Origin of the sequence: Acidovorax delafieldii (assembly GCF_007993815.1) — a bacterium.
Lineage (GTDB): Bacteria > Pseudomonadota > Gammaproteobacteria > Burkholderiales > Burkholderiaceae_C > Acidovorax > Acidovorax delafieldii.
Genome location: NZ_VJWE01000011.1, coordinates 678,028 through 691,928, shown reverse-complemented (window position 1 = coordinate 691,928; position 13,901 = coordinate 678,028). Strand labels below are relative to the sequence as shown.

Sequence of the window (13,901 nt, the reverse complement as noted above, 5' to 3'; positions counted from 1 at the left end):
GGTTCAGCCCGGCAGCGTGAAGCGCGCCACGCAGTCCAGCGCCGCTGTCACATCCGCCTCGCTCACATCCAGGTGCGTCACCCAGCGCAGCCGGGTGGCGCCGCCATACAGGCTGCTGGTCACGCGCACGCCATGCTGCGCCAGCCAGGCGGTGAAGGCGGGCGCAACCTCCGCATGCAGGTCGGTGAACAGGATGTTGGTCTGCCATGGCAGCACGGTGAGCTTGCCCTGCAGCATAGGGTGGCTGCGGTTGGCTTCGGCCAGGCCTTGGGCCAGACGGTCCAGGCGGGCGTGGTCTTCCGCCAGGCGCCGCACATGGTGCTGCAGCGCGTAGTGGCCGGCAGCCGCCAGGACACCTGCCTGCCGCATGCCACCGCCCAGGATCTTGCGGGTGCGGCGCGCCTGCCGGATGAAGTCGCGCGAGCCCAGCACCAGCGAGCCCACGGGCGCGCCCAGGCCCTTGCTCAGGCACAGCGATGCGGAATCAAAGTGGCTGCACAGCGCGCGCGCTTCCGCATACACATCGGTGCCGTTGCGCGCGGCATTGGCCGTGGCAGCGTTGAACATGCGTGCGCCGTCCAGGTGCATCGCCAACCCCCGGCTGCGCGCCAGTTGGGCCACCTCGGCGATGTAGGCGGGCGGCAGCACCTGGCCGCCGGTCGTGTTCTCCAGCACCACCAGGCGGGTGCGCGCAAAGTGCGGGTCGTCCGGTTTGATGGCTGCCGCGATGTCGGCCACGCGCAGGGTGCCGTCAGGCTGGGTCTCGACCGGCTGGGGCTGGATGGAGCCCAGCACGGCCATGCCGCCTGCCTCCCAGCGATAGGTGTGCCAGCTCTGGCCCACGATGGCCTCGTCGCCGCGCTGGCAGTGGCCCCACAGTGCGATCAGGTTGGTCTGCGTGCCTGAGGGGGCGAACAGCGCAGCCTCGAAACCCAGCAGCTCGGCGGCATGGTCCTGCAGTGCGTTCACCGAGGGGTCGTCGGCAAACACATCGTCGCCCAGCGGGGCCTTGAACATGGCCTCGCGCATGGCGGGCGTGGGCTGGGTGACGGTGTCGCTGCGAAAGTCGGGCATGGGCGCGGTCCTTGTGGGTCGGGTCAATGAATGCAATGACCGGCCATGGTAGCGGCGGCCTGTGGCGGTTGCCGCTGTGGGGATTTCGGCGCCCTTCGGCGCCGTGGCATCAAGGCCGCGTCATCTTGCACTCGGTGCCTTGGGCTATTTCATTGCCGGTGTAGGCCGCATCGGTGCGAAAGCCATAGTTGGTGCCTTCCCAGCCCACCTTCACGGCCTTGCCGTCCACCGGCGCGATGGTGTTGACCACCTGGGGCAGCAGCAGCTGGTGGTCTTCGCCGCGCATGCGCACCGGGCCCACCACCGAATCGATGGTCAGGTCTTCCAGCGCGCGGGCCACCTTCACCGGGTCGGTGGACTGGGCCTTGTTGATGGCGGCGGCGAGGAAGCGCGGCGTCATCTCGATGCGTGGCGCGAGAAAGTCCTTGCCCGTCTTGGTCTTGTAGGTCTTGGCCAGCGCATCCACCTTGGGGGTGTCGGCCTGGCCGGGGTGCCATTCGGCCACCCAGGTCAACTGGCCTTGCTTGGCCTGCGATACCGCCAGCACCGTGCCGGGGATGGAGCCCGCGCTGTGGTTGAAGTAGCGCAGGTTGTAGCCCGCATCGCCCGCCGCCTTGAGCAGCAGCGTCATGTCCTGCCCCCAGTTACCGGTGATGACCGAGTCGGCCTCCGTGCTCTTGACCTTGGCGAGGTAGGGCGCAAAGTCCTTCACGCGGCCGATGGGGTGCAGCGCCTCGCCCACAAACTGGATGTCGGGCCGCGCCAGGCCCACCATCTCGCGGCCATAGTGCGCCCACTGCTTGCCGTGCGCGTAGTCCTGGTTCAGCAGGTACACCTTTTTGATGTCCGGCTGCTTCTTGATGTAGTTGGCAATCGCCTTCATCTTCATGGCCGTGTTGGCCTCGAACTGGAAGTGCCAGAAGTTGCACGCCTTGCCCGTCAGCTCGGGGTCGATGGAGGAGTGGTTCAGCACCAGGATCTCCTTGCCCGGGTTGCGCTGGTTGTGGCGCGCTGCCGCCTGCACCAGCGCCGTGACCACGGAGGAGCCCGAGCCGCCCGTCACGATGGCCTTGGCTCCCTGGTCAATGGCGGCCTGCAGCGCGCTCTGGCTCTCTTGCGCCGAGAGCTTGCTGTCGAACTGCAGCAGCTGCAGCTTGGTGCCCTTGAGCACGCCGCCCTTGGCGTTGATGTCCTCGATGGCGTACTGCGTGTGGGTGAGCATCAGCTCGCCCACATTGGCGAACGGGCCCGACAGCGGATCGATGTAGGCGACCTTGAAGGTCTCCTGCGCGCTGGCGGCTGTACCGATCAGCAGGGCCGCCGCAGCGGCCAGGGGGGTGAGGAACACGGTTTTCATGGGTTTTGTCTCCGGTGGTTGTTGTGCTTGGTGTAGGGGGGCTGCGGTGCGCGTCAGGCTGAGTTGCGCTTGCGGATTCGCCGCAGCCCCAGCACACGCCAGGCCAGCTGCGCCAGCTCCTGCGCCACCTCGTCTTGCGACAGGCGGCCGTCAGGGCGGTACCAGTTGTAGAGAAAGCCGGGCAGGCTGCAGGCGGCCAGGGCGGTGATCTTGGTGTCGTTGAACTCGAACATGCCGTCCTGGCGGCCCTGTTCGAGCAGTGCACACAGCCGGTCGTAGAAGTGGTTCGCCAAATCCTTTTGCGCCGCCAGGTACTCGGGCCGGTACACCTGCGGCTCGCGGTACGGGAAGAAGGCCGAGGGGTGGTGCTCCAGCGTGGCGCGGATCAGCCGCTCGATGCCTTCCGTCACCTTCACATGGGCAGGCCGGTCATCGTCCGCCGCAAAGTCCATCGCAGTGAAACACGCCACGGCAGGCGCCCACGACAGCGTCTCGAAGATCTCCTGCTTGTTGCGAAAGTAGTAGTACACAAAGGGCTTGGTCACGCCCAGCTGCTGCACGATCTGCTCAATGGTGGTGTTGGCGTAGCCCTGCGCATCGAACAGCGCCTCGGCCGCGCGCAAGATGCGTTCGCGCTTCTCGTCCGACCCGGCCGTGGCGGCCTTCTGGCGGCCGCTGGCCTGCACGTGGGGCTGCTGGTTCATCGGTGTCCTTTGCGCGACGTTGGAGTTATACCCATGGGTAGCATTGTTCTACCGAGCGGTATATATTGGCAAGACGCTGGCGGGTGAGGGTGCTCAGAGAAAACCCTGAGTGGCCGCCAAGAACCAGCGATTCCAGACACCTCGGAGACAACGCCATGCCTTCTGCCGCACCGCAGCTGCCGCTGCACGAACACCTGCGCCACCACGCGCGCGAAACGCCCGACCACATCGCCTACCTCTGGTACGGCCAGCCCCTAACGTGGGCGCAGCTTGATGCGGCCAGTGATGCATTTGCCGCGCGCCTGCAGGCGCTGGGTGTGGCCAAGGGCGAGCCCGTGGCACTGTTCATGAACAACTGCCCGCAGTACGTGATGGCGCACTACGGCATCCAGAAGATCGGCGCCATCGTCTGCCCTTGCGGGCCGCTAAACAAGGAGCATGAGCTGGAATACCAGCTCACCGACCTGCAGGCGCGCGTGATCGTCGCGGCCGATGTGCTGCTGCCCGTGGTGGACAAGGTGCGCGCCAAGACCGCGCTGCAGCAGGTGTTTGTGGTGCGTTATGCCGAGCTGCTGCCCGAGGGCTCGCCCAGCATCGACGTACCCGCCGAGCTGCTGGCCATGCGCGCCGCCATGGTGCCGGTGCCTGCGGGCTGCGAAGACTTCCTGGCCGCCACCCGCACCGGTGCGCGGCCTGCGCCCGTGGCCTTGTCGATGGATGAAATCTCGCTCATGACCTACACCTCGGGCACCACCGGGTTGCCGAAGGGCGCGATGCTGAGCTACGGCAATGCCACGTTCAAGACCGCTGCATCGGCGGACTGCAATGGCATGACACCGCACGAAACGCTGCTGGCGGTGGCGCCGCTGTACCACATTGCCGGCATGGTGATGGGCGTGAACCTGCCGGTCTACACCGGCGCCACGGCCGTGCTGCTGTACCGTTTTGACCCGCTGGGTGTGGCCCAGGCGCTGGAGCGCCACCGCGTGACCTGGTGGTACAGCATCGCGCCCATGAATGGCGCGCTTATGCAGGTGCCCGGCGCACGCGAGATGGACTGGAGCGCGCTGCGCCGCAACCCAGTCACCAGCTTCGGCATCACCTTCACCGAGGCGCTGGCCCTGCAGTGGCAGCAGTTCGCGCCGAACTGCATCTCCCACGAGGCGGCCTACGGGCTGTCCGAAACGCACACCGTGGACACCGCCATGCCGGTGGACGCCATCCGCTGGGGCACTCAGGGCAAGCCCGTGCCGGGCAACACCATCCGCATCGTCGACCCCGACACTGGCGCGCCGCTGCCCACCGGCGAGGTGGGCGAGATCACCATCCACGGCCCCGGCAACTTCAAGGGCTACTGGAACAAGCCCGAGGCCACGGCCAAGACGCTGCGGGATGGCTGGGTCTACACCGGCGACATGGGCAAGATCGATGCGGACGGCTATGTCACCTTCATCGGCCGTTTCAAGGAAATGATCAAGGTGTCGGGCTACAGCGTGTTTCCCGAAGAGGTCGAGACCCTGCTCATCAAGCACCCCGCCGTGGCCCAGGCCGCCGTGATTGGCGTGCCCGATGCGGAAAAGGGCGAGGTGGTGCGCGCCTTCATCGTCAAGAAGTCTGGCCAGGAGGTGGACGCCGCCGGCCTGGTGGCCTGGTGCCGCGAGAACATGGCGCCCTACAAGGCTCCCCGCGAGGTGCGTTTCATCGACGCGCTGCCCGCCACGGGCGCGGGCAAGGTGCTGCGCCGCCTGCTGCGGGATATTGCGTGATCTGACGAGAAATCGGCTGCTGGCGCCTGATGAATATGCGCTGGCAGCTATAAAAAATAGAGCGACTGCCCCATGCCATCTTCTGTTCTGTTCACCAAAGTGCTGGTTGCCAATCGGGGCGAAATCGCACTGCGCACTGTGCGCGCCCTGCACGACCTCGGCATTGCCAGCGTGGCCGTGTATGCCGACGATGACGCCGCCAGCCCCCATGTGCACGCAGCCAGTGCGGCCGTGGCACTGGGCGCCACCGGCCCGGCGGCGTACCTGGACGGTGCGCGCCTCATCGCCATTGCGAAGGCGCAGGGCTGCGATGCCGTGCACCCGGGCTACGGCTTCTTGAGCGAGCGGGCCGACTTTGCCGGGGCCTGCGACGAAGCGGGGCTGCGCTTCATCGGCCCCACGCCTGCGCAGCTCGCGTTGTTCGGCGACAAGGCGCAGGCCCGTGCGCTGGCGCAGCAGCAGGGCGTGCCGCTCATGCCCGGCACGCAGACGGCGGTGACGCTGCAGGAGGCGCAGGCCTTCTTCGCGCAGCACGCCCATGCAGGCATCGTCATCAAGGCCATCGGCGGCGGCGGTGGGCGTGGCATGCGCGCGGTGGCGTCGGCCGATGACTTGCCTGCGGCCTACGCGCGCTGCCGCAGCGAGGCGCAGGCCGCCTTTGGTGTGGACGGCGTGTACGTGGAGCGCCTGATGGGCAACGCCCGCCACATCGAGGTGCAGGTGCTGGGCGACGGGCGCGAGGTGATCGCGCTGGGCGAGCGCGAGTGCACGCTGCAGCGGCGCTTTCAGAAGGTGGTGGAGATCGCGCCCAGTCCTTCGCTGCCCGCAGCGCTGCGCGAGCGGATCACCACCGCTGCCTTGTCGATGGCGCGGGTCGTGGCCTACGAGGGCCTGGGCACGTTCGAGTTTCTGGTGGACCTGGCCTCGAACGACCTGCCGTTTGTGTTCATCGAATGCAACCCGCGCCTGCAGGTGGAGCACACCATCACCGAAGAGGTCACCGGCGTGGACCTGGTGCAGGCGCAGATTGCGCTGGCCACGGGCCGCACGTTGCAGGACATCGGCCTCGACCCTGCCGCACCGCCTGCGGTGTTGGGCTTTGCCGTGCAGTGGCGCATCAACGCCGAGACGCTGGACGCACAGGGCAACGCCACCCCCGGCAGCGGCACGCTCAGCCACTTTGACCTGCCCGCAGGCCCAGGCGTGCGCGTGGACACGCACGGCGCAGCAGGCGCCACGCCGTCGCCGCACTACGACACGCTGCTGGCCAAGCTCATCGTGCACACGCGCAGCCCGCGTTTTGCCGATGCGCTGCGCCGCTCGCAGCGCGCGCTGGCCGAGTGCCGCATCGACGGTGTGGCCACCAACCTCGCGCTGCTGCAGGCGCTGGCAACACGGCCCGAAATGGAGAGCCAGCAGGTGCACACGCGCTGGCTGGAGTCGGTGCTGCCAGAGCTTCTGGTTGCTGCTAAAAATATAGCTATCAAGGCAGATTCGACTAGCGCTACAGGGCAAAATGACCCACATATTGCCTCTGACACCCCTGACGGCGCAGTGCTGGCCCCCATGCCCGCCCGCCTGGTGCAGCTGAGCGTGGCCGAGGGCGACGTGGTCGCCGCCGGCGCCGAGCTGGCCGTGCTTGAAGCCATGAAGATGGAGCATGTGCTGCTGGCCCCGCACGCAGGCCGCGTGGGCGCGCTGCTGGCCGTGGCCGGTGGCTACGTCGCGCAGGGGCAGCCGCTGCTGGTGCTGGACGCGGTGGATGAGGGGGCCGATGTCGAAGTGCAGGGCGGTACGGTACATGACCCGGACCACATCCGCGCCGACCTGCAACGCGTGATCGACCGCCACGCCTTCACGCTCGACGCCGCGCGCCCCGAGGCCATGGCCAAGCGCCACGCGCAAGGCGGCCGCTCCGCGCGCGAGAACATTGCCGACCTGTGCGACGAAGGCAGCTTCATCGAATATGGTGCTCTCGCCATCGCCGCGCAAACGCGCCGTCGCAGCAAGGAAGACCTGATTGCCAACACGCCCGCCGACGGCATGGTCACGGGCATTGGCGGCATCAATGGCGCTCTGTTTGGCGACGAGAAATCCCGCGCCGTGGTCATGTCGTACGACGCCACCGTGCTCGCGGGCACCCAGGGCGCACGCAACCACGCCAAGACCGACCGCATGCTCGGCATCGCGCTGGCGCAGAAGCTGCCCGTGGTGCTGTTCGCCGAAGGCGGCGGAGGCCGCCCGGGCGACACCGACATGCCCGTGGTGGCGGGGCTGCATGTGCACACCTTTGCCAGCTACGCGGCGCTGTCGGGCCAGTTGCCGGTGATCGGCATCGCCGCCGGCCGCTGCTTTGCGGGCAACGCGGCGCTGCTGGGCTGCAGCGACGTGATCATCGCCACGCGCGGCAGCAACATCGGCATGGGCGGCCCGGCCATGATCGAAGGTGGTGGTCTGGGCATCTTCAAGCCAGAGCAGATCGGACCGAGCCGCGTGCAGCATGCCAACGGCGTGATCGACGTGCTGGTCGATGACGAGGCCGGGGCGGTGCAGGCCGCGCGCCACTACCTGTCGTTCTTCCAGGGCCGCACATCGCAGTGGTCTGCACCCGACCAACGCCTGCTGCGCGCCGTGGTGCCCGAGAACCGCCTGCGCGTGTACGACACCCGCACGGCGATGGCGGGCCTGGTGGACGACGGCAGCCTGCTGCTGCTGCGCACCGGCTTTGGTGCGGGCATCCACACCGCACTCGCGCGCATCGAAGGCCGCCCAGTGGGCCTGCTGGCCAACAACCCGCAGCACCTGGGTGGCGCCATCGACGCCGATGCGGCCGACAAAGGCGCGCGCTTCATGCAGCTGTGCAACGCGCATGGTCTGCCCATCGTGAGCCTGGTGGACACGCCCGGCTTCATGGTCGGCCCCGAGGTCGAAGCCACGGCCCAGGTGCGCCACGTGAGCCGCCTGTTCGTCACCGCAGCCAGCCTGCGCGTACCCACCTTCAGCGTGGTGCTGCGCAAGGGTTACGGCCTGGGCGCCATGGGCATGACGGCCGGGGGCTTCCATGCGCCCGTGTTCACTGTCGCCTGGCCCACGGGCGAGTTCGGCGCCATGGGGCTCGAAGGCGCCGTGCGCCTGGGCTTTCGCAAGGAGCTCGAGGCGCTGCCCGAGGGCGCCGAGCGCGACGCGCTGTTTGCCAAGCTGCTGGCCAAGTCGTACGCCAACGGCGAGGCGATGCACATGGCCGCCACGCTGGAGATCGACGCGGTGATCGACCCGGCGGACACGCGGGCGTGGCTGGCGCGCGGGTTGGCATCGGCGCAGTTGGCGCCGCTGGGGCACCGGTTTGTGGACACCTGGTGAGGCGGGGGCTGGATCAAGGCCGGGATCGTTTTTGCGATTCCTTGGTCACCTGTCGCAGGCAATTTCCGAGTGCAATGAACAGTAGCCCCAGGCCCGGATCCCACAGCGCCGCACAGGCGAAGCCGCCAATTGCATAGGAAGTACTCAAGATCTGCAGTGCGCGCTTGCTGCCAGCTGACGCCATGCTTTTGCTTGACGCATACGGCAGCAGGATCGCTGCCAGCACGAGCAGGTTGGCCCATAACGGGGCGCTCCATTGACGGCCCATCGTCGTCATTGGGTTGAACGTAGCAGCTGCGCCCCCTAGCTTCGCTAGTACAAGGACGATGACCGTTGTGCTGGTCAAAATGGTGAAGCCGCGAAACGAAAACACCTCTTTGAACCAACTTATGAGTCGTTGCATGATTTGTGAGGCGTCAGCATAGGCATGTAAGCATGCTTTCAAATATTGAGTGGCCTCGCAGTATGCTGTACCCCCATTGAACACGGAGATGCTATGCCCGGCCTTTTGCCCGATATCGACCCCGATGGTTTGCTCGAATTTTCGGTGGTCTACACCGACCGCGCGCTCAACCACATGTCCAAGCGCTTCACCGGCGTGGTGCAGGACATCCTGGGCACGCTCAAAGAGGTCTACCACGCCCACACCGCCGTGCTGGTGCCCGGCAGCGGCACCTTCGGCATGGAGGCCGTGGCGCGCCAGTTTGCCAACAAGGAAAAGGTGCTCATCGTGCGCAACGGCTGGTTCAGCTACCGCTGGACGCAGATCTTTGATGCCGACAAGGGCTTGGGCGGTGGTTCCGTGGTGTGCAAGGCGCGCCAGCAGGGCAGTGGCCCGCGGGCGCCCTGGGCACCATGCCCCGCTGAAGAAGTCGCCGCCACCATCCGCGCAGAAAAGCCCAAGGTGGTGTTTGCGCCCCATGTGGAAACGGCCAGCGGCATCATCCTGTCCGACGACTACATCCGCACGCTGACGGCAGCTGCGCATGAGGTGGGCGCGCTGTTTGTGCTGGACTGCGTGGCGTCGGGCGCGATGTGGGTGGACATGCAGGCCACGGGCGTGGATGTGCTCATCAGCGCGCCGCAAAAGGGCTGGAGCGGATCGCCTTGCTGCGCCATGGTGATGCTGTCCGAGCGTGCGCGCGAAGCCATCGAGGGCACCACGAGCAGCAGCTTTTCGTGCGACCTCAAGAAGTGGATGCAGATTGCCGAGGGCTACGAAAAGGGCCAGCACGCGTACCACACCACCATGCCCACGGATGCGCTGGTGCGCCTGCGCGAGGTGATGGCCGAGACGCGTGAATATGGATTTGCCAAGGTGCGTGACGAGCAGATCGAATTGGGCGCCAAGGTGCGCGCGCTGCTCGAATCGCGCGGCTTTCCCAGCGTGGCAGCCGACGGCTTCAAGGCGCCTGGCGTGGTGGTGAGCTACACCACCGACCCCGGCATCCAGAACGGCAAGAAGTTCATGGAAGTGGGCCTGCAGACGGCTGCGGGTGTGCCGCTGCAGTGCGATGAGGGGCCGGACTTCAAGACCTTCCGCATTGGCCTGTTTGGCCTGGAGAAGTGGCACAACGTGGACCGCACCGTGGGCCACTTGTCAAAGGCGCTGGACCAGATTGCGGCGGCGGCCTGACAGGTTGCGGTCCAGGTCGGCGGGCTTGCTCGGATGAACGCCGAGACTGAAAGCGCAACCCTCGCCTTGCGCCGGGCCAAGCGCCAGGCACTGGACCTGTTGTTGCTCGTGACGGCCGTGTTCATCGCCACCAGCGTGGTCGAACGCGGCCTGTGGCTCAACGGTGTGAAGGCCATGGCTGAGGCCGCCATGGTGGGTGCGCTGGCGGACTGGTTTGCGGTGGTGGCGCTGTTCCGGCGCCCGCTGGGCCTGCCCATTCCGCACACGGCGGTCATTGCGCGCAACCAGGCGCGCATTGGCCGCAACCTCGCCACCTTTGTGCGCGACAAGTTCCTGGATGTGCCCTCGCTGGTGTCGCTGATCCGCCGGCACGACCCCGCCGAGCGGTTGGCGCAGTGGCTGACTGCCCCCGGCAACGCCGCGCTGCTGGGCCACCAGGCCACGCGCCTGGCATCGGCTGCGCTGGAGACGGTGCAGGACGCGCAGGTGGAGCGCTTCATCCACAAGGCCGCGCGTGCCTTGATCGGGCAGGTGGATATGTCGCGTGCCCTGGCGGCAGTGCTCGACACCCTCACGCACAACGGCCGCCACCAGGCGCTGCTGGACGACGTGCTGGCCAAGCTCATCGAACTGCTGCAGAACGAGCAAACCCGCACCTGGGTCGCGCAGTCCATCGTGGCCTGGCTCAAGAAGGACCACCCGCGCGCCGAGAAGTTGCTGCCCAGCGACTGGCTGGGCGACAAGGGCTCGGCCCTGCTGGCCCGCGCGCTGGAGAGTGTGATGGCCGATGTGGCCGCCAACCCGCAGCATGCGCTGCGTGCGCAGTTTGATGTGGCGGTGCAGCGCTTTATCGAGCGCCTGCGCAGCGACCCGGAATGGGAGCGCAAGGGCGAGGAGATACGCACCTGGTTGCAGACCGACGCCACGGTGGCAGATTATGTGCAGACCTTGTGGCTGGATCTGCGCGGCGCTCTGCAACGCGACCTGGCCGATGCCAACTCGGTGCTGGCGCGGCAGGTGGGCAAGCTGGGGTTATGGCTGGGCGAGTCGCTGGCGGGGGACGCGGCGCTGCGGCAGTCGTTCAATGACAGGCTGGAGCGTTGGGTGGAGGGTCTGGCGCCGGATGTGTCGGCGTTCATTGCGCAGCACATCGAGGACACGGTGCGGCGGTGGGATACGGAAGAGATGACGCAGCTGATCGAGCTGAACATTGGCAAGGACCTGCAGTACATCCGCATCAATGGCACCGTGGTGGGCGGGCTCATCGGGCTGGTGCTGTTTGCTGTGTCGCATGTGGGGGAGATGGGGCGGGCTTTGTGGGGCGGGTGAGGGCCGCTGAGCGCGGCGCAGTGTGGGGCAAGAGGTGATGCCCTTGCCGCACCCCTCACAACAACCGGAACACCAGCGGGATCAGCACCGCCGCCAGCACCACCTGCAGCCCCAGCGCCAACCCTGCATACGCCCCCGCTTCGGCATGCACCTGCAGCGCATGCGCCGCGCCGATGCCATGTGACGCCGTGCCCAGCGCAAAGCCCCGCAGTGCCATGCCTTGCGCGTCGGTGGGCAGGCGCATCAAGCCAAACAACCAGCGCGCAGACAGCGCCCCCACCATGCCCGTCAGCGCCGCGAACACGGCGGCCAGGGCGGGCACGCCGCCGATCTGTGCGGCGATACCCATGGCGACCGGGGCTGTGACGGATTTGGGGGCCAGCGACATCAGCACATCACCCGGCAGGCCCAGTGCCCAGCCCAGGCCTACAGCGCTGGCGGCCGCCGCGCTGCCACCCGCCAGCGAGGCCAGCACCAGCCGGCCCCAACGCGAGCGCAAGGCCGCGCGGCGCTGCCACAGGGGCCAGCCCAGCGCCACCACCGCAGGGCCCAGCAAGAAGTGGATGAACTGCGCGCCCGCAAAGTACGTGGGATAGGCCGTGCCGGTGGCCAGCATGACCGTGGCCAGAATGGCCACTGACAGCATCACCGGGTTGGCCCAGGGCGCGTGCCCCGAGCGCACCGACAGCGCCTGCGCCAGCACATACACCGCCAGCGTTGCGGTCAGCCCGAACAGTGGGGCCGATGCCAGGTACACCCACAGCTCAACGAAGTTCGCCATGGGTCTCCTTGGGCTGCAAAAGACGCAGCACCAGCGCCGTCACGGCCATACCGACCCAGGTGGACAGCACAATCACCGCCACCAGCTGCAGGCCATAGGTGCTCAGCAGCGCCAGGTGGGTCATCACCCCCACGCCCACCGGCACAAACAGCAGCGACAGGTGCTGGAGCAAGAAGCCCGCCGCCGGGGCTACGGCATCCCGCACGGGCTGCCAACGCAAGGCCAGCAAGAGCAGCACCATGCCGACCACCGGCCCTGGGACCGGGAGCTTCAAAAAGTGAGACAGCGCCTCGCCCCCCGACTGCATGAGCAGAAGAAAGGCCAGCCCTTGCAGCGCCTTCATGGCTATCAGAAACGCGGCAGGTCGGGGTGCTTGATCTGCCCCCCACGCACCAGCATCTTCCCGTACTCCGCGCACCGGTTCAGCGTGGGGATTACCTTGCCGGGGTTCAGCAACCCTGCCGGATCAAACGCGTGCTTGAGCCCGAACATCTGTGCGTTCTCTGCCGCGGAGAACTGCACGCACATGCTGTTGAGCTTCTCCACGCCCACGCCATGCTCGCCCGTCACCGTGCCGCCCATGGCGACGCTGGTCTCCAGGATGTCGGCGCCAAACAGCTCGCAGCGGTGCAGCTGGTCGGCATCGTTCGCATCGAACAGGATCAGCGGATGCAGGTTGCCGTCGCCCGCGTGGAACACGTTGGCGCAGCGCAGTTGGTATTTTTTTTCCATCTCCTGGATGGCGAGCAGGATGTCCGCCAGGCGCTTGCGCGGGATGGTCGAGTCCATGCACATGTAGTCGGGGCTGATGCGGCCGCTGGCGGGGAAGGCGTTCTTGCGGCCGCTCCAGAAGCGCAGGCGCTCGGCTTCGTCGTTGCTGACCGAGATTGCGGTGGCGCCTGCAGCGCGCAGCACGTCGCTCATGCGGCCAATTTCTTCCTCTACCTCTTCGGGTGTGCCGTCGCTCTCGCACAGCAGGATGGCTTCCGCAGTCAGGTCGTAGCCCGCATGCACAAAGTCTTCGACGGCGGCAGTCATGGGCTTGTCCATCATCTCCAGGCCCGCAGGGATGATGCCCGCCGCGATGACGGCAGCCACCGCGTCGCCCGCTTTGCGCACGTCGTCAAAGCTGGCCATGATGCAGCGCGCCAGTTGGGGCTTGGGGATGAGCTTGACCGTCACTTCGGTGGTCACGGCCAGCATGCCTTCGCTGCCGATCACGGCGGCCAGCAGGTCGTAGCCGGGGGCGTCGAGCGCCTCGCTGCCGAATTCCACCGGTTCGCCCTCCACCGTGAAGCCTTTCACCTTGAGCACGTTGTGCACGGTGAGGCCGTATTTGAGGCAGTGCACGCCGCCCGAGTTTTCGGCCACGTTGCCGCCGATGGTGCAGGCGATCTGGCTGCTGGGGTCGGGGGCGTAGTACAGGTTGTAGGGCGCTGCCGCCTCGCTGATGGCGAGGTTGCGCACGCCACACTGCACCACGGCCGTGCGGCTTTCGGGGTTGATGTCGAGGATGCGGTTGAACTTGGCCAGCGACATCGTCACGCCCATGGCGTGGGGCATGGCGCCGCCCGACAAGCCCGTGCCTGCGCCGCGCGCCACCACGGGCACCTGCAGCCGGTGGCAGACCTGCAGCACGGCCTGCACTTCGTCATACGTTTCGGGCAGGCACACCACCAGGGGGCGCTGGCGGTAGGCGGTGAGGCCGTCGCATTCGTAGGGCGTGGTGTCCTCGTTGTGCCAGAGCAGGGCGTGGGCGGGCAGCACGCGGCCCAGGGCCTGGACAACCTCGGCCTGGCGTGCGGCGCGTTCGGACAGGGCTACGGTGGGGTCGGCGGCAGTGTTCATGGCTGTCACTGTAGGGGATGGCTCGGTGCCCGGGCTTGAGCTTTTC

At 67.2% G+C, this 13,901-nt stretch carries 11 protein-coding genes; 4 read left to right on the top strand and 7 right to left on the bottom strand.

What is annotated here, in order from left to right; all coding sequences use genetic code 11:
• Positions 1-3 precede the first annotated feature (3 nt).
• The 3 genes from ltaE to ATF69_RS05870 all read right to left on the bottom strand — a co-directional run bounded on the left by ltaE (position 4) and on the right by ATF69_RS05870 (position 3,135).
• Positions 4-1,074 carry a low-specificity L-threonine aldolase gene (ltaE, locus tag ATF69_RS05880; RefSeq protein WP_056745815.1) on the bottom strand — a complete coding sequence of 357 codons (1,071 nt, stop codon included), beginning with the start codon at positions 1,072-1,074 and terminating at the stop codon, positions 4-6.
• Between the two features lie 109 nt (positions 1,075-1,183).
• Complete coding sequence (locus ATF69_RS05875; protein WP_146870192.1) at positions 1,184-2,431, bottom strand: branched-chain amino acid ABC transporter substrate-binding protein; 1,248 nt, start codon at positions 2,429-2,431, stop codon at positions 1,184-1,186.
• Between the two features lie 53 nt (positions 2,432-2,484).
• Positions 2,485-3,135, bottom strand: a complete 651-nt coding sequence (locus ATF69_RS05870; protein ID WP_146870191.1) for a TetR/AcrR family transcriptional regulator — start codon at positions 3,133-3,135, stop codon at positions 2,485-2,487.
• Between the two features lie 155 nt (positions 3,136-3,290).
• Here ATF69_RS05870 and ATF69_RS05865 point away from each other — a divergent pair, with 155 nt between their 5' ends.
• Together ATF69_RS05865 and ATF69_RS05860 are read left to right on the top strand one after the other, a co-directional pair.
• Positions 3,291-4,901 (top strand): AMP-binding protein, encoded by a 1,611-nt coding sequence (locus ATF69_RS05865; protein ID WP_146870190.1) that lies wholly within the window; start codon positions 3,291-3,293, stop codon positions 4,899-4,901.
• Between the two features lie 87 nt (positions 4,902-4,988).
• Positions 4,989-8,261, top strand: a complete 3,273-nt coding sequence (locus ATF69_RS05860; RefSeq protein WP_146870725.1) for an acetyl-CoA carboxylase family protein — start codon at positions 4,989-4,991, stop codon at positions 8,259-8,261.
• 13 nt (positions 8,262-8,274) lie between these two features.
• On the opposite strand, the gene ATF69_RS05855 is transcribed toward ATF69_RS05860, so the two are convergent.
• The gene (locus tag ATF69_RS05855; protein ID WP_146870189.1) at positions 8,275-8,664 is read right to left on the bottom strand and encodes a hypothetical protein; all 390 of its coding nucleotides are present in this window, start codon (positions 8,662-8,664) and stop codon (positions 8,275-8,277) included.
• 93 nt (positions 8,665-8,757) lie between these two features.
• Between ATF69_RS05855 and ATF69_RS05850 the strand changes: the two genes are divergently transcribed.
• Together ATF69_RS05850 and ATF69_RS05845 are read left to right on the top strand one after the other, a co-directional pair.
• Positions 8,758-9,897 (top strand): aminotransferase class V-fold PLP-dependent enzyme, encoded by a 1,140-nt coding sequence (locus ATF69_RS05850; RefSeq protein WP_146870188.1) that lies wholly within the window; start codon positions 8,758-8,760, stop codon positions 9,895-9,897.
• A 33-nt stretch (positions 9,898-9,930) separates the two neighbouring features.
• Positions 9,931-11,226 carry a DUF445 domain-containing protein gene (locus tag ATF69_RS05845; RefSeq protein ID WP_146870187.1) on the top strand — a complete coding sequence of 432 codons (1,296 nt, stop codon included), beginning with the start codon at positions 9,931-9,933 and terminating at the stop codon, positions 11,224-11,226.
• A gap of 55 nt (positions 11,227-11,281) precedes the next feature.
• Here the strand turns inward: ATF69_RS05845 and ATF69_RS05840 are convergent, their stop codons facing one another.
• From ATF69_RS05840 to ATF69_RS05830, 3 genes are read right to left on the bottom strand one after another with little or no spacing between them, the layout of a single operon-like run.
• Entirely contained in the window at positions 11,282-12,007 is a 726-nt protein-coding gene (locus ATF69_RS05840; RefSeq protein ID WP_146870186.1) for an LrgB family protein, read from the bottom strand.
• Positions 11,991-12,350 (bottom strand): CidA/LrgA family protein, encoded by a 360-nt coding sequence (locus tag ATF69_RS05835; protein WP_056059873.1) that lies wholly within the window; start codon positions 12,348-12,350, stop codon positions 11,991-11,993. Before ATF69_RS05835 ends, ATF69_RS05840 begins: the two co-directional genes overlap by 17 nt.
• A gap of 5 nt (positions 12,351-12,355) precedes the next feature.
• The gene (locus tag ATF69_RS05830) at positions 12,356-13,855 is read right to left on the bottom strand and encodes an FAD-linked oxidase C-terminal domain-containing protein (protein WP_108499431.1); all 1,500 of its coding nucleotides are present in this window, start codon (positions 13,853-13,855) and stop codon (positions 12,356-12,358) included.
• Positions 13,856-13,901: the final 46 nt, after the last annotated feature.